Origin of the sequence: Bacteroides sp. 4_1_36, assembly GCF_003466325.1 — a bacterium.
Taxonomy (GTDB): domain Bacteria; phylum Bacteroidota; class Bacteroidia; order Bacteroidales; family Bacteroidaceae; genus Bacteroides; species Bacteroides uniformis.
The window spans coordinates 66,988-90,822 of the sequence record NZ_QSOX01000001.1; the positions used below are offsets into that span (position 1 = coordinate 66,988).

A 23,835-nucleotide genomic window follows, 5' to 3' on the forward strand; every position below is an offset into this window, starting at 1 on the left:
CCAACTAATTTCTGTTTTACTTAAATCTATTCGTCCCACAATCGTTATATTATCGTCCGACAGTTGTTGAATTATCGTCCGACAGCTGTCGGACGATAATTCAACAACTGTCGGACGATTAATTCTTAGTAAGCAAAAATATAAAATAAAGCGGCATAAGGATTTGCTAAATGAGAAGGAGAATCTTAATACTTTGAAAACTGAGAGATTTACCGAATATAATGCAGATAAATCATTAACTTTGCCTGCAGAAAACAGAAATAGTTTATGGCAAAAAAAAACGGAAACATCCTGATTGTCGATGATAACCGAGGCGTACTTACCGCCTTGCAGCTTTTGTTAAAGCCATATTTTGAAGGGATAATCACACTTCCCTCTCCCGTAACCCTGCCCAGCGTATTGCGAGAAAGGTCATGGCAAGTGGTTCTTCTTGACATGAACTTCACCTCGGGCATCAATACCGGCAACGAGGGACTATACTGGCTCCATGAAATAAAGAAGCAATGTCCCACCCTGCCCGTAGTGCTGTTTACCGCCTATGCCGACATTGACCTTGCCGTACGGGGAATCAAGGAAGGAGCCACAGACTTCGTCGTAAAACCCTGGAACAACCAGAAACTGGTGGAAACCTTACTGAATGCCGTATCAGCTTCTGAAACAAAATCTCCGGCCAACGGCCCAAATGCCGGACGTACGGCAGAAAGCAGCCACCTGTTTGCAGATACCCGCAACATGTATTGGGGAAACAGCCCCGCCATGCAGCAGCTCCGCCTTTTGGTGGAAAAAGTGGCCTCTACCGATGCCAATATCCTTATTACGGGCGAGAACGGTACCGGTAAAGAGATGCTGGCACGCGAAATTCACTCCCTTTCACCGCGCAACCGGCAGGAGATGGTAAGTGTGGATATGGGTGCAGTCACCGAAAGCCTTTTCGAGAGCGAACTGTTCGGCCACATGAAAGGCTCTTTCACCGATGCCCATGCCGACCGTGCCGGCAAGTTCGAAGCAGCCAGCCGCAGCACCCTCTTTCTCGATGAAATAGGCAATCTCCCCTACCATCTGCAAGCCAAACTGCTGACCGCCATCCAACGACGCAGCATTGTCCGTGTAGGCAGCAACACTCCCATTCCCGTAGACATACGGCTGATTTGCGCTACAAACCGCAATCTGCCCGAGATGGTGGCAAAAGGCGAATTCCGCGAGGACTTGCTGTACCGCATCAACACGATACATCTCGAGATACCTTCGTTGCGCGAGCGGCCCGAAGACATCATCCCCCTTGCAGAGCTTTTCATCGCCCGCTTCTGCAAGCAATATGACAAGCCCCCTGTCAAGCTGACGGACGGCGCCTGCGAGAAACTTGCGCTCCACCCCTGGTACGGCAATATCCGCGAACTGGAACATGCCATCGAAAAAGCCATTATCATCTGTGACAACGAAACCCTTCCCGCAGAACTGTTCCAGCTGGCACGGCGAACCGGCACTCCCGAAGCAGCCGCATCCACGCTCGAAGAAATGGAAATGCAGATGATACGGAAGACGCTCGACAAATGTAGCGGAAATCTCTCTGCCGTCGCCGCACAGCTGGGTATCACCCGCCAGACGTTGTACAACAAAATGAAGAAGTATGGCCTTTAATTATTCATTCCGTGTTGCCGTCAGTCTGGCAGTAGCGCTCCTTGCAGGGGTGATGTGGACTGTGGACGTATTTTGGGGCGCGCTCTGTACCGCGCTGCTTCCCATAGCCTTGTACTGGCAGCAGAAGCTATACCGCCATCATGTGCGGAAAGTGCTTTTCATGCTCGACGCCATCGAAAACAACGACAATGCCATCCACTTCTCCGAAACGGAAAACACTGCCGACGCACGACTCGTGAACCGTGCATTGAACCGGGTTGCCCATATACTTTATAATGTGAAAAGTGAAACAGCCCAGCAAGAAAAATACTACGAACTCATCCTGGACTGCGTGAATACCGGTATCCTTGTCCTGAACGACAATGGTGCCGTATATCAGAAAAACAGCGAAGCCCTCCGTTTGCTGGGCCTCAATGTCTTTACCCACGTCAGCCAGCTGAACCGCGTGGATCCGCGTCTTTCGTCCCTTCTTGCCAATTGCCGCCCGGGAGACAAATTGCAAATGCCTTTCAACAACGAGCGAGGCACTGTCAACATGTCTGTCCGCGTCAGCGACATCACAGTCCGTAAAGAACATCTGCGCATCCTCGCCTTGAACGACATCAACAACGAGCTGGATGAAAAGGAAATAGATTCCTGGATCAGGCTTACCCGCGTACTGACGCACGAAATAATGAACGCCGTCACTCCCATAACCTCCCTGAGCGATACACTGCTGGGACTGACCGAGGCACAAGCCTCCAAAGAAGAAATCAGAAACGGCCTGCAGACTATCAGCAGTACAGGCAAGGGCCTGCTCTCTTTTGTGGAATCATACCGGAAATTCACCCGTATTCCCACCCCCGAACCATCCTTGTTCTACGTAAAAAGCTTTATCGAGCGGATGGTCGAACTCGCCCGTCACCAGCACCCCGATGTCCGGGTCACCTTTCATACGGACATCGCGCCAAGCGACCTTATTCTATATGCCGATGAGAACCTGGTATCACAAGTGGTCATCAACCTACTGAAAAATGCCATACAAGCCATCGAATCGGATAAAAATACAGATAAAGAAGGACATATCAACATACGTGCCTACTGCAACGAAGCGGAAGCCATACTGATAGAAATTTCCAACAACGGACCTGCCATTCCCAATGACATTGCCGAACACATATTTATCCCCTTCTTTACGACCAAAGAGGGTGGAAGCGGTATTGGATTGAGTATTTCCCGGCAAATAATGAGGCTTTCCGGCGGAAATTTATCCTTATTGCCTGGTAAAGAAACCACCTTTATTTTAAAATTCAATTGAACTATTTTAGATTTGTATTTGTTAAACACATTGCATATCTTTGTACTATTAGACATAAGAAACATCACATTTCAAACTATATAGCATAGAATTTATGATATTTACAGCAGGAAACATACTACTTATAGGTTCCATATTACTTTTCGTCAGCATCATTGTCGGCAAGACCGGCTACCGTTTCGGAGTGCCTGCGTTATTGCTTTTCCTTGTCGTCGGTATGCTGTTCGGCAGTGACGGATTGGGATTGCAGTTCCACAACGCCAAGGAAGCACAGTTCATCGGCATGGTTGCACTCAGCATCATTCTGTTCTCCGGTGGCATGGACACCAAGTTTACGGAGATAAAGCCCATATTGACTCCCGGCATTGTTTTGTCAACTGCAGGAGTGCTGCTCACGGCCCTCTTTACCGGATTATTTATCTGGTGGCTGTCCGGCATGAGCTGGACCAACATCCACCTGCCGTTGATAACCTCCCTTTTGCTTGCATCCACCATGTCATCTACCGACTCAGCCTCTGTATTCGCCATTCTGCGTTCACAAAAAATGAACCTGAAGCATAATCTGCGCCCCATGCTGGAACTGGAAAGCGGTAGTAACGACCCGATGGCATATATGCTGACAATCGTGCTGATTCAATTCATCCAGTCCTCCGGAATGGGAGTTCCCCAGATATTGGGCTCTTTTGCCATACAGTTCATTGTCGGTGCCGCAACCGGTTATTTCCTCGGAAAGCTGGCCATCCTTATGCTGAACCGGCTGAATATAGACAACCAGGCACTCTATCCTATCCTGTTGCTGTCCTTTGTATTCTTCACCTTCTCCATCACCGACCTGCTGAAAGGCAACGGTTACCTGGCCGTGTATATCGCCGGAATGATGGTAGGCAATAACAAAATCATGCACCGGAAAGAGATTTATACTTTTATGGACGGACTGACCTGGCTTTTCCAAATCATCATGTTCCTCTGCCTCGGTCTGCTTGTCAACCCCCATGAGATGCTGGAAGTTGCAGTCGTGGCATTGCTCATCGGCGTCTTCATGATTGTCGTGGGACGTCCTCTCAGTGTTTTTCTCTGCCTGCTGCCTTTTGGCAAGAGAATCACCCTCAAGTCACGGCTATTCGTATCGTGGGTAGGATTACGTGGCGCAGTACCCATTATCTTTGCCACCTATCCCGTGGTGGCTAATGTGCCCGGCGCCCATGTCATCTTCAACATCGTATTTTTCATAACCATCGTCTCACTGGTCATCCAGGGTACCACAGTCTCCTGGGTAGCCCGGCTGCTTGGCCTCTCCACCCCGCTGGAAAAGACCGGAAATGATTTCGGAGTTGAACTGCCCGAAGAGATTGACTCCAACTTGCACGACATGACCATTACACAAGAAATGCTGGAGCAGGCAGACACCCTGAAAGACATGAACCTGCCCAAAGGCACACTGGTGATGATTGTAAAACGTGGCGATGAGTACCTCATTCCGAACGGAACATTAAAACTTCATGCCGGTGACAAGCTGCTTCTTATTTCGGAAAATAGCAAGGAATAAGAATTACAGATAAGTTTCTATCCGTTCCAGGGTAAGAAAAAAGTGGAAACTATTTGCTTTGCATCACTATAAGACCTATCTTTGCGCAGTTTTAACTAAAGTGTGCAACAGCTGAATGGAACAAGAACAAGGGTTCATCGATTATATAGAACAAAGCATTATTAAAAACTGGGATCGCAACGCCCTGACAGACTACAAAGGAATTACACTGCAATACAAAGATGTAGCACGGAAAATAGCCAAATTCCATATCGTATTGGAAAGCGCCGGCATCAGGCCCGGTGACAAGATTGCCGTTTGCGGACGTAACAGTGCACATTGGGCAGTCGCTTTTCTGGCGACGGTTACCTATGGAGCTGTCATTGTTCCCATTCTGCATGAGTTCAAGGCCGACAATATCCACAACATCGTCAACCATTCCGAAGCCAAGCTGCTGTTTGTCGGCGACCGGGCATGGGAAAACCTCAATGAAGAGGCAATGCCCCTGCTGATGGGTATCGTACTGCTGACGGACTTCACTCCGGTAGTTTGCCGCAACGAGCAGCTGATGGAGGCTTTCGAACATCGCAACGTCCTCTATGGCACACGTTTCCCCAAGAATTTCCGCCCCGAGCATATCAGCTACCGCAAGGAGGAATCACCCGAAGAACTGGCTGTCATCAACTATACTTCGGGCACCACGGGATATTCCAAAGGGGTCATGCTCCCCTATCGCAGCCTTTGGTCCAATGTTGCATATTGCCATGAGATGCTCCCCGTACGTCCGGGCGACCATATTGTATCCATGCTGCCTCTGGGACATGTATTTGGTATGGTGTACGATTTTCTATACGGTTTTTCCGCAGGCGCCCATCTGTATTTCCTTACCCGTATGCCGTCTCCCAAGATTATTGCACAGTCATTCTCCGAAATCAGGCCACGGGTCATTTCGTGTGTACCGCTTATCGTAGAAAAGATTATCAAGAAGGATATCCTGCCCCGGATAGACAATAAAATAGGCAAGCTGCTATTGCGGATGCCCATTGTCAACGATAAAATCAAGGCTGACATGCGCAAAAAGGCAATGGAAGTATTCGGCAGTAATTTCGATGAAATAATCATCGGAGGAGCACCGTTCAATGCCGAAGTGGAACGCTTCCTGAAGCAGATAGGTTTCCCCTATACCATTGCATACGGAATGACGGAATGCGGCCCCATCATTTGTTCCAGCCGCTGGGAAACATTGAAACTGGCCTCTTGTGGCAAGGCAACCACCCGCATGGAAGTAAAGATAGACTCTCCCGACCCTCAGAACGTGGCAGGAGAAATAATCTGTAAAGGTGCCAATCTGATGCTGGGCTATTACAAAAATGCCGAAGCGACTTCCCAAATCATCGATGTAAACGGTTGGCTGCACACCGGAGACCTTGCAACGATGGATACCGAAGGATATGTCACTGTCCGTGGACGCAGCAAGAACATGTTGCTCACAGCCAGTGGCCAGAACATCTATCCCGAAGAGATTGAAAGCAAACTGAACAACATGCCCTATGTGTCCGAATCACTGATCGTATTGCAGAACGACAAGCTCGTGGCTCTTATCTATCCGGATTTTGACGATGCATTCGCCCATGGTATGGAACAATCGGACATCGAAAAGGTTATGGAGGACAATCGGAATGAATTGAATCTGCAATTACCGGCCTACTGCCAGATAACAAAAGTCAAGATACACTTCGAGGAGTTCGAGAAAACGGCAAAGAAGAGCATTAAAAGATTTATGTATCAGGAAGTAAAAGGGTAAGGGGAATGTGTCAAAACCTTCTTTAACGCTTTATTTTAGGCGCGGATGACGCAGATTTCACGGATTTAGTTTATTGAATCCGCATTATTCCGCGTAATCCGCGCCTAATATTATAACATTATAAAAGTCTTCATGTGCTTTTGACACATTCGCATCCTTTTTGTTAACAAAAATAGAAGCAAAGGAATAAACGGCTAATAAGTGTTATAAAACATACTTTTTTAGTTGGATAATTTGCAGATTTATCAAAAGTCCGTATCTTTGCAATGTGTTTTTCATAGTATTAGATTTAAGGTTAACAAAGGTTGGAGTACAGCGGTACTCCTTTTTTTATGCCCGTAAATCAGATATTCCCGGAAAGCCTCTTCAGTCCCTTCAATACAGATTTATCTTTCACCTCCATGATGCTGATGGCATAGCCACCACCGGAAGCAGCTTTCAGTTTCAAGACCGTTTTGGGAGAAACGATACCTTCACGGATAACATAAGCTTGCGGATTTGTCTTATAATCGGCATCTTTTGCATCGGCATAGACGGTTGCAATATACTGCTTGTCTGCATCCAGGAAGTCCAGTTTCAGAGTTGAAGCATGTCCGTGCTCACTGCTGGTGCAACCGATAAACCAGTCATTCGTACCTTTTGCCTTACGGGCAACAGTGATGTAACGTCCCGGCTCAGCTTCCAGATAGCGGCTGTCGTCCCAATCCACAGCCACATCTTTGATGAACTGGAAAGCATCCATGAAACGCTCATAATTCTCAGGAAGGTCGGCAGCCATTTGTAGAGGGCTGTACATAGTGACATAAAGTGCCAGCTGACGCGTCAAGGTAGTATTGGCATGCGTATGGCTGTTCGGATTCAACTTATTGATGTCCATTTCAAAGATACCGGGCGTATAGTCCATCGGACCACCCTGCAAACGGGTAAACGGAAGTACCGTTGTGTGGAAGGGCTTGTTACCGGCAAAAGCCTCGTACTCCGTGCCTCGGGCAGATTCATTGCCTATCAGATTGGGATAGGTACGGCATAAACCGGTCGGACGTACCGCTTCATGGGCATTGACCATTATCTTGTGTTTGGCAGCTTCGGTCACGGCGTATAGGTAATGGTTGTTCATCCATTGTCCATAGTGATGCTCGCCACGGGGAATCATATTGCCTACGTAGCCACTCTTTACCGAATTATATCCATATTTATTCATCAGACGGTAGGCAGCTTCCATGTGCCGCTCATAGTTACGGACGGAAGCCGATGTTTCATGGTGCATCATCAGACGGACACCCTTGGAATGAGCATATTCATTCAGATACTTGATGTCAAAATCGGGATAAGGAGTCACGAAATCGAAAACATAATCCTTGGAATTACCGAACCAGTCTTCCCAACCCGTATTCCAACCCTCCACCAATACCTGGTCAAAACCGTGTTCGGCAGCAAAGTCTATGTACTTCTTCACATTAGCCGTGTTGGCCGGATGAATGCCGTTCGGTTTCACCTTGGAATAGTCCGTATCATCCAGTTTCACAGAAGGGAGGTCAAAAGTATATGCCCAGGGCTTTCCCCCTGCAATCATTTCCCACCATACGCCGACATATTTCACCGGCTTAATCCAGGAGGTATCATCATACTTACAAGGCTCATTCAGATTGAGAATCAAATTGGAGGCCAGTATCTCGCGGGCATCATCACTGACTATGACCGTACGCCAGGGAGTATGGCAGGGAGACTGCATATACCCTTTATTTCCTTGAGCATCCGGAGTCAGCCAGGATTCAAAAACGAGGTTCTTGTCATCCAGGTTGAGATGCATGCAAGAGTAGTCCACCAAGGCTGCCTCGTGCAGGTTAAGGTACACTCCATCAGCTGTTTTAAGCTGTATGGAAGTCTGGACACCTGTCGGCGAAAAGACAGTTTGTGACGCATTGTCACTCACAGCTCCCTGCAGCAGTCCACGGATTTCAGAGAGTTTGGACTCCGTATAATCATATTCCTGGGTATCATAATCTCCCGGAATCCACCAGGCAGTATGGTCGCCGGTCATGGCAAATCGGGAATGCTCTTCCTTTATCACAAAATAAACCAGATTCTTCTGTTGCGGAAACTCATAACGGAATCCCACGCCGTCATCATATACCCGAAAACGGATATTCATAAAACGAGTGGTAGACGGTTGTTCAAGTTCTACCAGCAATTCGTTGTAGTGGTTGCGGATATCTTTTGTCTCCCCCCACACCGGTTGCCAGGTTTCATCGAAAGTGGAAGTAGAAGTCCTTACTACTTTGAAACCATCCATCAGGCTGGTAGCTCCTTTCAGTTCCAATCCCAACGTACTGGGATTGATGACAGGAGCCCCTTTATAATCCACCTGATAGGCTGGTCTCCCGTCTTTTGTCAGTTCAAAATCCAGCTTCACCATGCCCGAAGGGGATGAAATGCCTTCAGCATTCCCCGCCAGGGCAGAAAAAAGCAAAGCCGCGCTAAGTACAAATTTCTTCATAATAATGATATGTTTTTTGTGTTAATAGATAAACTCAATGATATGTTCCTTTCCATCATCCGGCAACCTCAGCAGGCAAGTCCCCAGCTTCTTGTCAGGACACCAGGTAGTTATCGTAAACTCTGTCTCCCGATTTTCTTCCAGCTTTCCGACATTCGTTTTCTTGATTTTCTGACCGTCCAGCAAAGCTGTTCTCGGCATCTGTTCCGTATAGATGCAGAACATCAGGTTTCGTTGGCCGGGTAAGCTATATTTCTCACCAGTCCGTGTACCTACTTTCAGCGTATAGCCTTTGTCGGTAGTCTGGCAAGTAATAGGAGTGCGCATGAACTCTCCACGCAAATATCCTAAATCAGTTCCTGCATCTTCATAAAGCGAGAAGGTAGTTTCACTGCCCGCTGCAGCAGGAAATATCTCAAACGTAACCGGATAGACCGGTTTCTCATCCGTATAGTTCATGACCGGCATTTGAGGTATGATACTTCCCTGCTTTACAAACATAGGAATAGTATTGAGGGGAGCATCCACCGTCATCCATTGCTCACCGCTATATGCTGTGTGTTTGTTGTTGTAGTCAATCCAAGTTCCTTCAGGAAGATACACATTCTTGTTTCGCGCTCCTTTCTTTACCACCGGAGCAACCAGCAGTTCGCTGCCAAACATGAACTGGGCATCCGTAGAGAACGTTTCCATATCTGCCGGATATTCCAGAAACATCGGTCGCATGAGAGGCAACCCCGTTTCGTGTGCTTCGCGGGCATACGTATAGATATAAGGCAAAAGGCGATACTTCAATTCGATGGCCGCCTTGGCATTCTTCTCGGCCTCTTCGCCGAACAGCCACGGCTCCACAGCCACGTTGCCCTCATGATGAATGCGGCTCAGGGGATTGAAAGCGCCCATCTGTATCCACCGCGTATAAAGTTCAGCCATCGCAGGATAATCCTCTATATCTCCGCAATAACCGGTAATGTCACAAGTAGTAAAAGGAATAATTCCCAAACCGGCAGACAACAGTACCGGAATCTGATTGGCCATCTGTCCCCAACCCTGCGTCACGTCATCACCGTTTCCACAGTCACCGGTCCAGCCGAAGGTATAGCGTTGCAAGCCCGCAAAAGCGGCACGTGTCATCTGAAATACGCGACGGTTAGGATTCCGTTTTTCAAACTGCTCCTTCACCACCTTATCCCACGTAAGACCATAAACATTGTGAATCTCATCATGCATGCCCAAATGGTGTTTCATCACCAGGCGTTCCGTCTGCTCCTCATTGCTCCAGGCAGGTTCACCCATATCAGTCCAGAAACCGGCAATGCCATCATCAATGGGCTTCTGCTGATAAGCTCCCCACCAGTCTGCCACAGCAGGAAGGGTGAAGTCCACTACGCCACAATTACCACCCCAGGGCCAGGGCATGTCATAACTCCTGCCGTTGGTGGAGTCCTTTACCAGATACCCTAACCTATCAGCTTCCTCCCATTGCCGCTTATTGGCTTGTGAAATGACCGGATCTTGCGAAACCACCACCTTGAAGCCCATATCCTTGAGGTCTGCAAGCATCTTTTTCGGATTCTCGTAGTTCCCTTTCCGCCACTCAAAATCCTGCAAATACTGTGTCCAGCCTATGTCCTGGTAAATAACATCACAAGGAATTCCGCGCTTACGATAGCCTTCAGCTATTTCATAAGACAATTTCTCGCTCGTCAGCAGTCCCCGGCATTGTGCAAAGCCCAATGCCCATTTAGGAGGCATTATGGGTTTTCCCGTCAGGTCGACATATTGTTTCATGATTTCCTTATAATCCTTCCCGAAGATGAAATAATAAATCATCTCTCCCCCAGGAGCCTCGAAACTGTAGTAATCGCGGCTTTCCGTACCAAACTTAAATTCGGTTTTATACGTATTGTCCAGGAAAATACCATAACGATAACTGCTCATAAAGAACGGAATACTCTTGTAGAGCGGGTCCTCAACGGCACTATAACAAGGCTTGTCACTGTTCCACATCTTGTAGGCTTCGCCGCGACGGTCCAGCTTGCCGGTCTTTTCTCCCAAGCCGAAGAAGTGTTCGTCACGACGGAGGGTCTTGTATTCCAATTTGCGCAGCCCGTTACTGATATGCCCCTTATCGGCATAATCACTGAACAGCAGTTTCTGATACTTGTCGAATATCTGTAAGTTAAACGGAGACTTGTTTACCCGGATACGGAGTTTAGGGGTAAAAATCTCGTAGCAGGCATTCTGTTCGTCCACATGGACGGTACCGACATCCTCCAGGTCCTCATTGACGACGGCAAAGGAAGGATTATTCCGCTGGAAACTACCGTCGGGAGAAAACCATATACGTACCGTAGACTGGCTACACAGACGTAATTGTATGGCAGAACTGTCATTTAAATAGAAGGTCACACTCCGGTCGTCACTGGTATAGGAAGTGCAGTCTCCGGTGCGGTTCTGTGCATTCGCATATACTGAAAATGCACAGACGGCAAAAAATAAAAATATATATTTCTTCATTACTATAATCTGTTTGTTCCTTTATTGGATACTCTTATTCCATCACAAGCATGCTCCAGTACTTCAGCAAGGGCAAGGTAAAGGTAACCGTGCCGTCCTTCTGTTCGAATGACAGTTCCTGCGAAGCACCGGCATGGAAATCGGGCGATGCAACCCATATCTTGTTCACTTTACCGGAAACATTCATCTTCAACGGCACGTCGGACACCAGACGCGGTTCGGGCATTGTTCCGTTCAAATCCCTCCAGCTTAAGTTATCCGCATTGAGGAAGTTGAGCAGATGAATGACTTGCCTGCCATTTACATTCTTGGCATATACAGTGATGGCAGACTTCTGCGGCGGCCATGCATTCAGAGAAAGATTCCGCGCAGCATCCGTACAGTTCAGAGAAACGGAAATCTCCGCCTCCGTATCTTTATCACGAAGCAGGTTCTGATAAGCCGTCATAAAGTCATAATAACGAATCATGGCTGTTTTCAGTACATCGTTCATCTGCAAAGCCGTGCTTGGAAAGTACTCGCGGCATAGCATGTGGTCACCCAATTCCAAATGAGAGCCTCCCAAAGCAAATATCACAGCATCCGTCAGCAGCACACCCGGTGTATTGAACTCACCGGTACTGCTACCTGCCTTGTCATAGTTCATATATGCGGCAAACACCGTTTTCAAGGCATGGTTGCCATACTGGTCGTTCGCTTTGATAATGGTGTGCAGATCCTTGAAGCCTGCCTCATCGCCCCATACTTCATTATAAAGGAAATCCACTTTACCCGTACCAGCTATCTGGGAAGCTCCATAGCTGGAGACGGCATTCATCACCAAACGCTTGTCCGGATGCTTCTGTTTCATGGCTTCGATGAACGAGGCATATCCCTTAGGCAGATTTACCTTATTGCCATCATAGTCATAGCGGTCACCCCGGTTTCCCAGTTGGTCTATCTGATAACCGTCAAAGTCCAGATTGGCATAAACATCATCGTTTTTCTGGGCAATATATGCCTGCCATTCCGTATTGGTGGGATTGAGCAGGAAGATATTACTTTTCCAACTGGAAGGCAAGTCATGCGAATCCTTATCCATGCGTCCCGTGTTCTTGAATATGTACCATTCTTCCTTTACTCCGTCGGAAACGGCATCGTCCAAAGCTCCGAAACATAGATTGTAAAACATGGACTTCATGCCCAGGCTGTGTTGTGTAGAGATATACTTCTTCACTACCTCGGTATAGACCTCCCGGTTGGCAATGTCCTTATAGACCTCGTCCAGATGCTCACGCGTACCGCCCAACGGCCAATGATGCTTGTTGTGCCAATCCTGAAACTGTACCCCGTTAATGTGGCAACGGTTCAGGAAAGCCATCTCCTTCTCTATCACTCCATCCACCTTTTTCGAAGCATCAAAAGTGGCAACGAAACCATAACGTGGAAAACGTGTCCAGTCACTGGATACATCTACGGCAATAGTACCAAGAATAACCTCTGTTCCATTCTCTTTTGTACGGTATACATCCACCAGATAACCGGTATAATCGGTTGCCGGAGCAGTCCAAGTCCAAGTAGTACCGACAGCAGCCTGCTCCGATACAACCTTGTCCATTGTCCGGTAGCGGATTTTAGCTCCGGCAGGAAGGGCGTCAGCTGTAAAAGAAACACTCTCGCCCGGCCGGTAACATGCCTTGTCGGTAGTGAGATTGACCGTCAAGTCCGAGGTGACTGGGGTTACTTCCGTAACCCCTCCACTCTCTCCGCCTCCACCGGTACCGCTACCGGTATCATCACTCTCCTTGCTGCATGCAACCAGCAGCAAGGCTACCATTGTTGTATAAACTATCTTCTTCATCTATTGTAGATACCTATTGTTTCACGATTGAAATTGTCTCTTCCAGCTGATTCAAAGTAATCAGATAGGAACCTGCTGTCGTAATCTTCCACTTCTGGTCGATGCCGCCTACCATCACGTCCAGATATTGCGCTTTGAACGCTTCGTCTGATTTATCAAGGAAAAGCATCGGTTCTGTTTCTCCTGCAGGCTGTTTGTCTGCTACAGCCGGCATGAACCAAGCTCCATTCCAATCTTCCTGCTTATCACAAGTAAATTTCAACTCACCGGCATTCAGCGTACCTTTCCAAGTAAACACATACGGATTATCCGTTGTCTGCATCGGCGTAGCATCACCAATCGTCCAACCGGCCGGAGTAGCATCACCTACCATATAAATCATCTCATACGGAGTAAATTCGCTCATCATCATGCGTTCCTTACCACTACGGATATCCATGCAAATCTTGTAGGCCTTGCCGCATTCCCCATCTTTCAGCACCCATTTATTGTCCGGGTCGAACCCTTTCACAAACACCACTTCTGTATCGGTATAAGCAGCATCGGCATTCTTGGCCTTATACATGTTCTCCCAACTTCCATCGGAGGTTCCGAACTTGAATTCCCCTCCTTTGCCCACTTCAAAGAACTTGCCGAAGCGGAACAAGTATGGATCGAGCACATCTTGTTTCATCTTCACGAATCCCCAATCCGTAGCGTTACCCACAAAATAAAGCTGGTCGTAGGCAGGTGCCAACGTCTCTGTCTGGGTCAATGTAAGAACACCGGTAAACAGATTGGCCTCGACGATGTAATTATGGTCTTCTTCGACAACAAAAGGTTCATCCGGCTGGTCATCACTGCTACGAAGAACCAGCAATCCATCTGTTCCTTTGTTGTAAGAGGGCAGGAATGAGCCTAAGGTCGTGATGAACTTAAATTCACCGGCCACAAGCCGGCCCGTCCATGTAAAGATACCATTGTCCTTGCGGGTCATCTCTGTCGCATCATCGGCACTCCAGCCGCCCGGAGTGGCACTACCTATCAGATAAAGGGTGGATGTGAGCGGTTTATAGGCTGTAACACTGAAAGCAGTGGTAGACACCTGTTTTTCGTCCCGTTCCGTTACAGTAGCTGTCAAGCGCGCTTCCAACGAAATGTTCTCCCCGGCAGTTGCCCCAAAATGGTTGCGCAGGATGTCATTCAATTCCTCCACGCTCTTTTTCCATGAGTATTCTTGTACGGCATTCTCCACAGCTACATAAGAATCTGCAAAATCACTGCCGGTCTTGGCCAATTCCAGCGTATAAGAAATTTTATTACCCGTCCCATAATTGGTTCCCGTAGTCCAGGAAAGCTCCAGGGCATCATCGGCATGTGCCTGCTCATTCAAAACAACTTCCGTCTTGCTGGCCGTCAGTACAAGTTCATTCTGTCCTTTATCCAATTCCATGTAATCATCATCTACACAAGCAGATAAGGCTGCACAGCCCAGTAAGGCAAATACAAGGTGTGAAATATATTTCTTCATATTCTTCTGATTAAATTAATTAATAACCCGGGTTCTGCACCATTAAGGTATTAGCATCCATCTCCGTCTGCGGAATAGGGAACAGCAAGCGGTTCTTGTTCACGTTGCTCTTTCCAATGGAATGCAGGAATTTAATGGCATACTCTCCATTGTTGACACGAATCATGTCGAACCAGCGATGCCCTTCGAAAGCTAGTTCCATGCGGCGCTCATGGATAATCTTTTCACGCATGGTTTCCTGTGACAAGCCCGAAACCTCCGGCAGTCCGGCACGCTTACGTACAATATTCAAAGGCACGGCAGCCTGGTCAGGGCGTCCCATTTCATTCAAAGCTTCGGCCTTCTTCAGCAGGACGTCCGCATAACGATAAATCACGAAGTTGGCAGGATTGGTATTGTATTCCGGAGAAACCGTTTTCGACACCAGAAACTTGCGTACATTGTATCCCGTATTGGAATAAGAGCTTTTGTAAGCCTTACCGTCAAAATCCGGACATCCGGCATAAAGCACGGTCAAATCCTTACGTTTGTCACCGCTCTCATATTGACCCACAAATTCTTCTGTAGGCTGGTTCCAGCCATAACTGCCGGCAACAAAGTCCGAATTACGGGGACCCATGAAAGTAGAAAGCCAGGAAGACTGCGGATTGTTTCCCCAAAAATCATATTCCGTATTGCCCGAATACTGGACCTCGAACAAAGATTCCGGCCCGTTATTGACCAATGCATCGAAATTGTCCTCATACTTGCAGGAAGAAAGGTCATACCCCAAATTTGTTATCTCATCACACAAATCAGACACCTCCTGATAATATTCCGTATGATTAGGAGCCAGCGTCAGATAAATATCTGCCAACATGGCCAAAGCTGCATCTTTGCAGGCACGTCCCACGTTCTCGTCGTCGTAAGAAGACTTGGCAGGAAGCAGGTCAACCGCATTCTTACAATCGGAAATTATCTGGGCATAAGTCTCTTCGACTGTAGCGCGTGCAATGTCTGTCGGTTCTCCCGGATTATAAGGAGCCAAACGCAGTGGAACACCACCGTACAGACGTACCAATACATAGTAATAATGTGCACGGAGAAAATAAGCCTCTCCCAGACAGCGGTTCTTGATTTTCTCTGACACGGCTTCAGCCTCCAGAAGACTATTCAACACAATGTTGCATTGTCCTATCCCCACCCAGGGAGAACGCCACATGTACAATGCCATGCCATTGTCGCTCTGCGTTATGAAGTTAGAAGCTTGTATCGTTTCAAGGCCGTCGGTACCGCCACCGGCACCCACCAGACTGTTACCCGCCACAATATCCAGTGTCCAGATACGCTGGTTGTACATATTGGAAGACTGAAGGGTGCGATAGCAGGCATTGGTCAGAGCAATGGCCACATCATCGGTCACCGTCGTTTCCGGGTCAACCGTATTTTTAGGAGACTTGTCCAGAAAGTCGCTGCAGGAAGCCAGCAGCAATACTGCCAGCATATATAGTAAATTTGTTATCTTTTTCATATCCGAGTCAATCATTAAAAGTTAAAGTTTAATCCTAAGCTGAACGTACGGGAAATGGGGTAACGGTTCTGGTCTATTCCGTTAATACCCACTTCGGGGTCGAAACCGGAATATCCGGTGATGGTAGCCACATTCTCACAAGATAGGGAAAGGCGTGCATTCTCAATCTGGGCTTTCTGTAACCACTGCTTCGGGAAAGTGTATGAGAGTGTGATATTCTTCAAACGCAGATAAGAACCATTCTCCACAAAGCGGTCTGACACGCGTGTATTCTGATTGGGGTCGCCGAACACGGCACGCGGCATCGAATTGCTGGTCCCCTCTCCTTGCCAACGCTTCAGTACGTCGGTAGTCTGGTTATAGGCAGCTGCCATACCGGTATTGTCGATATTGTTGGCATTGTATATCTTATTTCCGGCTATACCTTGTAAGAAAACAGAAAGTTCGAAACCCTTATAGGAAAGGCTATTGTTCATAGAGAACAGCCAACTTGGGTTCGGGTTACCGATGACGGTACGGTCACTATCATTGATGACACCATCGTTGTTCAAATCCCTGAAACGGATATCACCCGGCTCAGCTCCCGGCTGCACGGCATGTGTATTCACTTCAGACTGGTTCTGGAAGATTCCGTCCGTAACATAGCCGTAGAAGACATTAATGGGATAGTCCTTTGCCAGCATCGTTACATAGGAGTTATTGATTTGGTTAATGTAATAAGGAACGTCGCTGTTCAAATCCTTAATTTTATTCTTGTTGTAAGTGGCGGTCAGGTTCGTTTCCCATCCCAGTTCACCGGTAAGATTGATGGTATGCAGACTCATTTCAATACCTTGATTACGTACTTTTCCGGCATTGGTATACGTGGTTGTAGTATCTTCAAATCCCGATGTGATGGGGATAGACGCCTTTACCAGCATGTCTCTCGTCTCCTTCAGATAAGCATCGAACGAGAACATAACGCGTGAATTGAACAGTGAGGCATCAAAACCGATGTTGGTTTGTGCCACCTCTTCCCAATGGATATACGGGTTGGCGAGAGTAGAAGAAACCAGCGCTGTCTGATTGCCGCTCGAAATGCCGAAAGGATATACACTGGTATTGTAGGATGCCAGATAGCTGTAGTTTCCAACACTTGCCTGGCTACCGGTCACACCGTATCCCGCACGCACTTTCAAGTCATTGATATAGTCGTTTTTTGGAAACCACTTTTCCTGAGAGGCACGCCATGCCACAGATACGGAAGGGAAAGTACCCCAGCGATGTTTCTTACCGAAACGGCTGGAACCGTCACGACGAATGGTTGCAGTCAGCAAATAGCGGTCTTCGTAAGAGTAGTTGACGCGTGCCATGTAAGAGAGCAATGCCCACTCTGTCTCGTTTCCACCGATGGCATACATTTCCTCGCCATTATCCATTTCGTGCACATTGTCGAACATAAACACATTCTTCTGCGCATTCAGGTAGTCGTTGGTGTTCCATTGGGCAGACATACCGGCCATCAATCCCACACGATGTTTTTCTGCAAAAGTATGGTCGAATAGGAAATAGTTGTCCCACAAATAAGTGAACGACTTGTTATCGCTCTTATAACGTGAAGTCTCCTCTGTGGGAGTGGGTTTCCAGTTATACTTGGGGGTAAAGTTGTCTATGAACCAGAATTTGGCATCGTAGCCGAAAGTACTTTTAAACTTAAGCCATTTGGTAAAAGTAAGTTCTGCCGTCAAGTTGGCCAGGAAGTTATATCCATCAGTCTGACTCTTGTTCAGTTCCGTCGGTCCAATGGGGTTGCGCGTGCTGCCATACCATTCCGAGTTACCATCAGGGCCACTCCAACTGCCATCTTCATTCTTCACCGGATAAATGGGGAGCGCTTTCAGCGCATCACCTATATTATAGCTGCCCGACTTCTTCGTATCGGCACTGAACGTAATGTTATTGGAGAACTTCAACCATTTCAAGACTTGCGCATCACTGTTGGACTGGAATGTGAAGCGACGGTAATTCACACTCTTCACGATACCGGACTGATCCAGAAAACCACCGGACACATAATAATGGGATTTCTCGTTACCGCCGGAATAACTTACCGTATAGTTCTGCATCACACCCGTACGGAGCAATTCATCCATCCAGTCGGTACCTGCACCCAATTCAGAAGGATTGGCCCATTCCGGATTAGGATTGCGTCCACTGTTCACCATCATGTCATTACTCAACTCGGCATACTGCGCCGCGTTCAATAAAGAAGGTACGTTCGTAGCATTCTGGAAAGAGTAATTGGCAGATACAGCAAGTTTTCCTTTTCCTTCCGTACCGCGTTTGGTGGTAATCATCACAACTCCATTAGCTCCCCGGGAACCGTAGATGGCTGTGGCCGAAGCATCCTTCAATACATCCAAACGTTCCACATCGGCCATATTTAAGGAAGACAAGCCCAAGTCGGTAGGCACTCCGTCAATCACGACCAGCGGGTCGCAGTTGTTGATAGAACCCAAACCACGAATCTTGATGGATACATTGTCTCCCGGTTTACCGGCATCTACAATCTGCACACCTGAGATTTTTCCCTGGATGGCTTGTCCCAAATTGGATACGGGGGAATCCTTGATATCCTTGTTACCGATGGAGGACACTGCTCCTGTAAGGTCGCTTTTCTTCATGGTGCCATACCCTATCACCACCACTTCATCCAGCATTTCGGCATCTTCAGACAAAACTACCTGAAGCTGTTTCTGTCCCTTCACCTGCACCTCTTGAGTCTTATAGCCTACAAATGAAACGACAAGAGTACCGTTCGGAGACATGTTCAAAGAGAAATCACCGTCAATACCGGTTATTGTCCCATTTGTGGTTCCTTTTTCCATTACACTGGCGCCAATAACCGTTTCACCGGTCTGGTCTTTCACTACACCTTGTACTGTAATTTGCTGTGCGAACATGCACATCGGAAGTAACATTCCTATCAGACAAACCATCATCCGTAGCCTGCTGATTGGCATTTTGTACTTTTGCATAATATAAGAATTTAAAGTTAATAATAAAAACATAAATCACATGTGTCACTCTTTCCGAAGAGGAACAATGCAAATGTATCAGATAAGAGAAGCCAATAGTGGAGGAAAGAGTAAAAAAGTAGTGGTTTACATCATTCAAAAAGGCTTAAACCACTATATACCAATAATATATAAAATTATTACCCAACTAAAAAAGTAGTGAAAATATAAGCGTAAAAGAGACACTTCCAAGCTTCAAAACCCCTATTCTCAGTTCTTCGACTTGCCAATTGTCATCACTTCCTGTTCCAACAAGTCGCGGTCACCGGCAGCCTTGTTGCGAACCTTCGTACGATAGTTATAAATGGTGGTAACAGAATATCGAAGGAACTGGGCTATCTTCACGCTGTCAGTAATGCCCAAACGTATCAATGCAAAGATGCGCAACTCTGTATTCATCCGTTCGCCGGCTTTCAAGGATATTTGCTCATCATCGGCAAGCAGGGCATTGAAGTCTTCTACAAAAGTAGGAAACAGCTGCAGGAAGGTATTATCAAAGTTGGTATAGAATTCCTTTAATTCCCCCTCTATGAATTTAGAAGACTTGATGTTCTTGTAGAGTTCCTCCACATTTCCGGTAGCGGCAATCTTTCCCAGCGACCGGCGGTAATTGTCCATCTTTTCCAAATAGACCGAGCACTGGTCCATATAACGGCCGATATACTCCTCCTTCAGATAGGAGTTTTCGGCAATGCTGTGGTTGGCCTCCTTGAGTTGTGCATTGGAAAGGTGAAGCTCATCATTCAGCTCCTTCAACCGTTTGTTGGCGTCAATCACTTCCCTGCGGGCGGCAGCCACTTTCTTCATCTGCTTGTATACATAAAATATGGCAAGCAACAGAAAAAGTGAAAGCAGGCTGATAGATACCAGTGCCCATTTCATCTGCTCCTGCTGCTTCTCCGTCTTTTGCTGGTAAGCATCATTAATGATGGGAAAGATTTCCAGAATCTCCAGCTTGCGCAACCGGGCATTGCAGGCGGCTGCATCTTCCATACATATCTTTACATAAGAATAGGCACGCTCGATGTCTCCTTCCTGGTAAAGCAGTACGGCGAGCTTGCGTAAAGAGATATATTCACGGACAGCGGTTTTCATATCCGCCATAGCAGAAACAATCAGGTATTCCTTTTCCTTCTCTTTGTCCCCTTTCAGCCGGTAAGACTCTGATAAAGTATAGGCACAAATCGCAACGTCGTGTTCATAGTCCTTCTGCAGCGCCAGATAATCCGTCAGCAAACGGATGGCCTTGTCATATTCATTGCGTACATTATACTGGTCGGACTGAATCAAGGTATGTATCAGAAGATTATCTTTATTGACCAACAGCAACGAATCACGATATTTGTCCGTAAGCTCCGTATAAAGCTTCTTTTCATATGCCGTCACGGCATAATCGGCCATAAGGCCATAGACCGTACGGTAGATATGGTAATAATATGGATGGATATCCACCGGTAACCGGTCTATATGGATATTCCGCATCAAATCCATAACTTCCTTATACATACCGGTCATTCCCAAAACATCTGCTTTATTCATGCGGGCATTGTCTATGTATTCCCGGTTTCCAAGACGTATGGCTATCTGTTCCCTTTCCTCGGCCATGTGCAATGCAGAATCCGTATTGAACGAACGGTACTCATCCAGCAATGTGCCAAGAATGGCAAAACGTTCTTCATCCGGTATCTGCCGATGCAACTGTCTTTTCAGTTCCACCAGTTTCAGCTCTTTCTGCTCCATGTATATGGGACGCTCCTTTATCGCCTGGTCCAGTTTCAGCAGCAAAGAATCCGCCCGGCTGCTGTCTGCAGCATGAAGGCGGCACATACAGATGGTACAAAGACACAAGAATATGATTATATTTTTCATCCGGCTTTCCGATTAGTTAAAGGCAATACTTTTTGAGAATCCTCATGCAAAAGTAATTAAAATACCATAAAAACCTATTCTACTATCATTAAAAGCTCGAAAGCAGAGTGATAAAAAGGCATACTGCAAGCAAAAGAATCAAAATATTGAATTACCTTTACGGAAAATCCAAAGAAAGACCATATCATAAATATCATCCGAGCATCATGGATATACACACATTTATAGCCAATTATCAGGAAGCTTTCGGCCAACACGCCGAACTCCCCATCGCCTTTTGGTATTCAGACCGAATGGGGGCATCTACAGAGAAAGTAACCGGTTGTCTCTTCAAATGCATGAAACAAGTCAGAGACGGCAAAATCGTCAGTCTCAGCAACGAAACAATTACCTGCGGAGGAGGCAAGTTCTATACCGGATTTACTGAAATGCCCGAGCGCGTCCCGGGGTTTGTCTCCTTGAAAGAGAAATACAAGAAGACTCCCGAAATGGTGGTAGATTTTGTCAATGAGCTACAGATTTCCAGAACTGACAAAGCCTATCTGCATTTTGCCCGCATAGACAAGATACCTTCCTTTGATGAAGTGGAAGGACTGCTGTTCCTGCCAACTCCCGACATTCTATCCGGACTGGCGACATGGACCTTCTTCGACAACAATGCATCGGATGCCGTGGCAGCCCCATTCGGCTCCGACTGTTGCTCCGTCATTACCCAAACCATCATTGAAAACCGGAAACAAGGGAAACGCACTTTCCTGGGATTCTTCGACCCCTCCGTCCGCCCATACTTCGAAGCGGACTTATTGAGCTTCACTATCCCCATGTCCCGGTTCAAGGAGATGTATCACACCATGCGCGAAAGCTGTCTGTTCAATACACATGCCTGGGGAAAAATCAAGGAAAGGATACAGCTGTCCCAATCAGGAGACGTACATATCCTCCCCTCTCCCATTTCCTTCCCCATCCTTCCGGACATTTATCTGCAGGAAATCAGAATAGAAGATGCCGCAGCCATCTACCATGCCATCGACACACACCGGGACTACTTAAGAACATGGCTGCCATTTGTGGATAATATGCGCACAATAGCTGATGAAGAAGCTTTTTTACGTCAGGTACTATCTGCTCCTGCCGAACGAAATGAACCTATATTCGGTATTTGGAACCAGCAGCATGAAATCTGCGGACTGATAGGTTTCCATTTCTCCGATTTCGACAACCACCGTACAGAACTCGGCTATTGGCTACTGCCGGAATACCAGCACCGGGGCATCATTACTGAAAGTGTCCGCAAGCTGTGTCTGTGGGCCGTACAAGAAAAAGAGATAAAGCGGATACAAATTCGCTGTGCCGTGGGCAATGCAGCCAGCAACGCAGTACCGGTTCGCCTCGGTTTCATCCATGAGGGAACAGAACGTTGCGGAGAACTGCTGGCTTCTGGAGAATATACAGACATACATATATACAGCATCTTGAAAGAAGAAGTGCTGGCCAACCTCAAACGATAAAATATCAAATTATATATCAACTATTGAAATTATACATGGAACAACAACCTCATCTCAATGACCACAACAAGCAGGAGTACCCTCCTATGCATACAACGGAGCACATCATCAACCAAACCATGGTAAGGTTATTCGGTTGCGGCCGCTCCATATCAGCACACATAGAACGAAAGAAGAGCAAGCTGGACTATCGTCTTGCCGCCTGCCCCACGGAAGAAGAAATAAAGAAGCTGGAAGAGGCCGTAAACGAGGTAATCGCCCGACAGCTGCCCGTCACAACAGAATTCATTACGCAAGAGGAAGCGCAAGGACGTTTCGACTTGGAACGCCTGCCCGATGGTGCTTCGGAAACGGTACGTGTCGTGAAAGTAGGCGATTACGACGAATGCCTCTGCATCGGAGTACATGTGGAGAATACATCAGAAATCGGAACCTTCAAAATCATCAGTCACGATTGGGACGAAGAAGCCAAGCGTTGGAGAATGCGTTTTAAATTAGTCTGAAAATCTATCAATTTTAAATAAATAAGATAGCAAAATGGCATTAAACAAGCAAATAAGTCAGTTTTTCAATGACAAATAGTCAATAAAGTCAGTAAAAACTGGTTGGCATAAGGTTTGCAATATTGTTAGCGAACGACGGTTCAAGAAACGGATGGTGAAAACCCAAAAGGCAGACACCCGAAGACAAAGAACCGGAGTTCAAAACTAAACAGCATGTTTAACTTAAACAATAGGAGACTATAACTATGATGCCTGTAAGAAGAAACCAAAATTGGTTACCGAGTATTTTTAATGATTTCTTTGACAATGATTGGATGGTAAAAGCAAATGCCACCGCCCCTGCCATCAACGTATTCGAAACAGCAAAAGAGTACAAAGTTGAATTGGCTGCTCCCGGTATGACAAAAGAAGACTTCAACGTTCACATCGATGAAGAAAACAATCTGGTCATCAGCATGGAAAAGAAAACAGAAAGCAAGGAAGAGAACAACAAGGACGAAAAGAAGGAAGGCCGCTACTTGCGCCGCGAATTCTCATACACCAAGTTCCAGCAAACCATGATTCTTCCGGACGATGTCGATAAGGAAAAGATTGGCGCCCATGTAGAAAACGGCGTGCTGAACATTACATTGCCTAAGTTTACAGAAGCAGAAAAAGAAAAGGCCAAGAAATTCATCGACGTAAAATAACGCCCGGCCATTAAAAAGAAAATCTCCCGCTGCACAAGATAATGCAGCGGGAGATTTTTTATATCCATA

The 23,835-nt window shown here is 46.9% G+C and carries 14 protein-coding genes; 7 read left to right on the forward strand and 7 right to left on the reverse strand.

What is annotated here, in order from left to right; all coding sequences use genetic code 11:
- The first annotated feature begins 267 nt into the window (after positions 1-267).
- The 4 genes from DXD65_RS00280 to DXD65_RS00295 all read left to right on the forward strand — a co-directional run bounded on the left by DXD65_RS00280 (position 268) and on the right by DXD65_RS00295 (position 6,264).
- The gene (locus DXD65_RS00280) at positions 268-1,638 is read left to right on the forward strand and encodes a sigma-54-dependent transcriptional regulator (protein WP_117887241.1); all 1,371 of its coding nucleotides are present in this window, start codon (positions 268-270) and stop codon (positions 1,636-1,638) included.
- Positions 1,628-2,935 (forward strand): sensor histidine kinase, encoded by a 1,308-nt coding sequence (locus DXD65_RS00285; protein WP_035448591.1) that lies wholly within the window; start codon positions 1,628-1,630, stop codon positions 2,933-2,935. Before DXD65_RS00280 ends, DXD65_RS00285 begins: the two co-directional genes overlap by 11 nt.
- Positions 2,936-3,029: 94 nt before the next feature.
- The gene (locus DXD65_RS00290) at positions 3,030-4,481 is read left to right on the forward strand and encodes a potassium/proton antiporter (protein ID WP_005827676.1); all 1,452 of its coding nucleotides are present in this window, start codon (positions 3,030-3,032) and stop codon (positions 4,479-4,481) included.
- A gap of 115 nt (positions 4,482-4,596) precedes the next feature.
- Positions 4,597-6,264: a long-chain fatty acid--CoA ligase gene (locus tag DXD65_RS00295; protein ID WP_035448595.1), complete on the forward strand. Its 1,668-nt coding sequence runs from the start codon at positions 4,597-4,599 to the stop codon at positions 6,262-6,264.
- Positions 6,265-6,607: 343 nt separating this feature from the next.
- Here DXD65_RS00295 and DXD65_RS00300 read toward each other — a convergent pair whose 3' ends face one another.
- The 7 genes from DXD65_RS00300 to DXD65_RS00330 all read right to left on the reverse strand — a co-directional run bounded on the left by DXD65_RS00300 (position 6,608) and on the right by DXD65_RS00330 (position 21,066).
- Positions 6,608-8,761, reverse strand: coding sequence for a glycoside hydrolase family 97 protein (locus tag DXD65_RS00300; RefSeq protein WP_117887242.1), 2,154 nt, complete (start codon positions 8,759-8,761; stop codon positions 6,608-6,610).
- 21 nt (positions 8,762-8,782) lie between these two features.
- The gene (locus DXD65_RS00305) at positions 8,783-11,281 is read right to left on the reverse strand and encodes a glycoside hydrolase family 31 protein (RefSeq protein ID WP_117887243.1); all 2,499 of its coding nucleotides are present in this window, start codon (positions 11,279-11,281) and stop codon (positions 8,783-8,785) included.
- 34 nt (positions 11,282-11,315) lie between these two features.
- Positions 11,316-13,121 (reverse strand): glycoside hydrolase family 66 protein, encoded by a 1,806-nt coding sequence (locus tag DXD65_RS00310; protein WP_057256485.1) that lies wholly within the window; start codon positions 13,119-13,121, stop codon positions 11,316-11,318.
- A gap of 13 nt (positions 13,122-13,134) precedes the next feature.
- Positions 13,135-14,631 (reverse strand): SusF/SusE family outer membrane protein, encoded by a 1,497-nt coding sequence (locus DXD65_RS00315; RefSeq protein WP_016273861.1) that lies wholly within the window; start codon positions 14,629-14,631, stop codon positions 13,135-13,137.
- A gap of 19 nt (positions 14,632-14,650) precedes the next feature.
- Positions 14,651-16,141, reverse strand: a complete 1,491-nt coding sequence (locus DXD65_RS00320) for a RagB/SusD family nutrient uptake outer membrane protein (RefSeq protein WP_009038353.1) — start codon at positions 16,139-16,141, stop codon at positions 14,651-14,653.
- Positions 16,142-16,155: 14 nt separating this feature from the next.
- On the reverse strand, positions 16,156-19,158 hold the full coding sequence (locus DXD65_RS00325) for a SusC/RagA family TonB-linked outer membrane protein (protein WP_005827660.1): 3,003 nt from the start codon (positions 19,156-19,158) through the stop codon (positions 16,156-16,158).
- Between the two features lie 249 nt (positions 19,159-19,407).
- A complete protein-coding gene (locus DXD65_RS00330; RefSeq protein ID WP_008664452.1) occupies positions 19,408-21,066 on the reverse strand; it encodes a DUF6377 domain-containing protein in 1,659 nt (552 codons plus the stop codon).
- 206 nt (positions 21,067-21,272) lie between these two features.
- Between DXD65_RS00330 and DXD65_RS00335 the strand changes: the two genes are divergently transcribed.
- From DXD65_RS00335 to DXD65_RS00345, 3 genes are all read left to right on the forward strand, one after another.
- Positions 21,273-22,574, forward strand: coding sequence for a GNAT family N-acetyltransferase (locus DXD65_RS00335; RefSeq protein ID WP_117887244.1), 1,302 nt, complete (start codon positions 21,273-21,275; stop codon positions 22,572-22,574).
- A gap of 35 nt (positions 22,575-22,609) precedes the next feature.
- Entirely contained in the window at positions 22,610-23,077 is a 468-nt protein-coding gene (locus DXD65_RS00340; protein ID WP_005837242.1) for a hypothetical protein, read from the forward strand.
- Positions 23,078-23,322: 245 nt separating this feature from the next.
- Positions 23,323-23,766, forward strand: a complete 444-nt coding sequence (locus DXD65_RS00345) for an Hsp20/alpha crystallin family protein (RefSeq protein ID WP_005827646.1) — start codon at positions 23,323-23,325, stop codon at positions 23,764-23,766.
- Positions 23,767-23,835 lie beyond the last annotated feature (69 nt).

Coding starts and splice junctions, on each gene's coding strand:
- DXD65_RS00345 (WP_005827646.1), top strand. CDS start 23,323: ATGATGCCTGTAAGAAGAAACCAAAATTGGTTACCGAGTATTTTTAAT.
- DXD65_RS00320 (WP_009038353.1), bottom strand. CDS start 16,141: ATGAAAAAGATAACAAATTTACTATATATGCTGGCAGTATTGCTGCTG.
- DXD65_RS00285 (WP_035448591.1), top strand. CDS start 1,628: ATGGCCTTTAATTATTCATTCCGTGTTGCCGTCAGTCTGGCAGTAGCG.
- DXD65_RS00290 (WP_005827676.1), top strand. CDS start 3,030: ATGATATTTACAGCAGGAAACATACTACTTATAGGTTCCATATTACTT.
- DXD65_RS00325 (WP_005827660.1), bottom strand. CDS start 19,158: ATGCAAAAGTACAAAATGCCAATCAGCAGGCTACGGATGATGGTTTGT.
- DXD65_RS00300 (WP_117887242.1), bottom strand. CDS start 8,761: ATGAAGAAATTTGTACTTAGCGCGGCTTTGCTTTTTTCTGCCCTGGCG.
- DXD65_RS00310 (WP_057256485.1), bottom strand. CDS start 13,121: ATGAAGAAGATAGTTTATACAACAATGGTAGCCTTGCTGCTGGTTGCA.
- DXD65_RS00335 (WP_117887244.1), top strand. CDS start 21,273: ATGGATATACACACATTTATAGCCAATTATCAGGAAGCTTTCGGCCAA.
- DXD65_RS00340 (WP_005837242.1), top strand. CDS start 22,610: ATGGAACAACAACCTCATCTCAATGACCACAACAAGCAGGAGTACCCT.
- DXD65_RS00280 (WP_117887241.1), top strand. CDS start 268: ATGGCAAAAAAAAACGGAAACATCCTGATTGTCGATGATAACCGAGGC.
- DXD65_RS00330 (WP_008664452.1), bottom strand. CDS start 21,066: ATGAAAAATATAATCATATTCTTGTGTCTTTGTACCATCTGTATGTGC.
- DXD65_RS00295 (WP_035448595.1), top strand. CDS start 4,597: ATGGAACAAGAACAAGGGTTCATCGATTATATAGAACAAAGCATTATT.
- DXD65_RS00305 (WP_117887243.1), bottom strand. CDS start 11,281: ATGAAGAAATATATATTTTTATTTTTTGCCGTCTGTGCATTTTCAGTA.
- DXD65_RS00315 (WP_016273861.1), bottom strand. CDS start 14,631: ATGAAGAAATATATTTCACACCTTGTATTTGCCTTACTGGGCTGTGCA.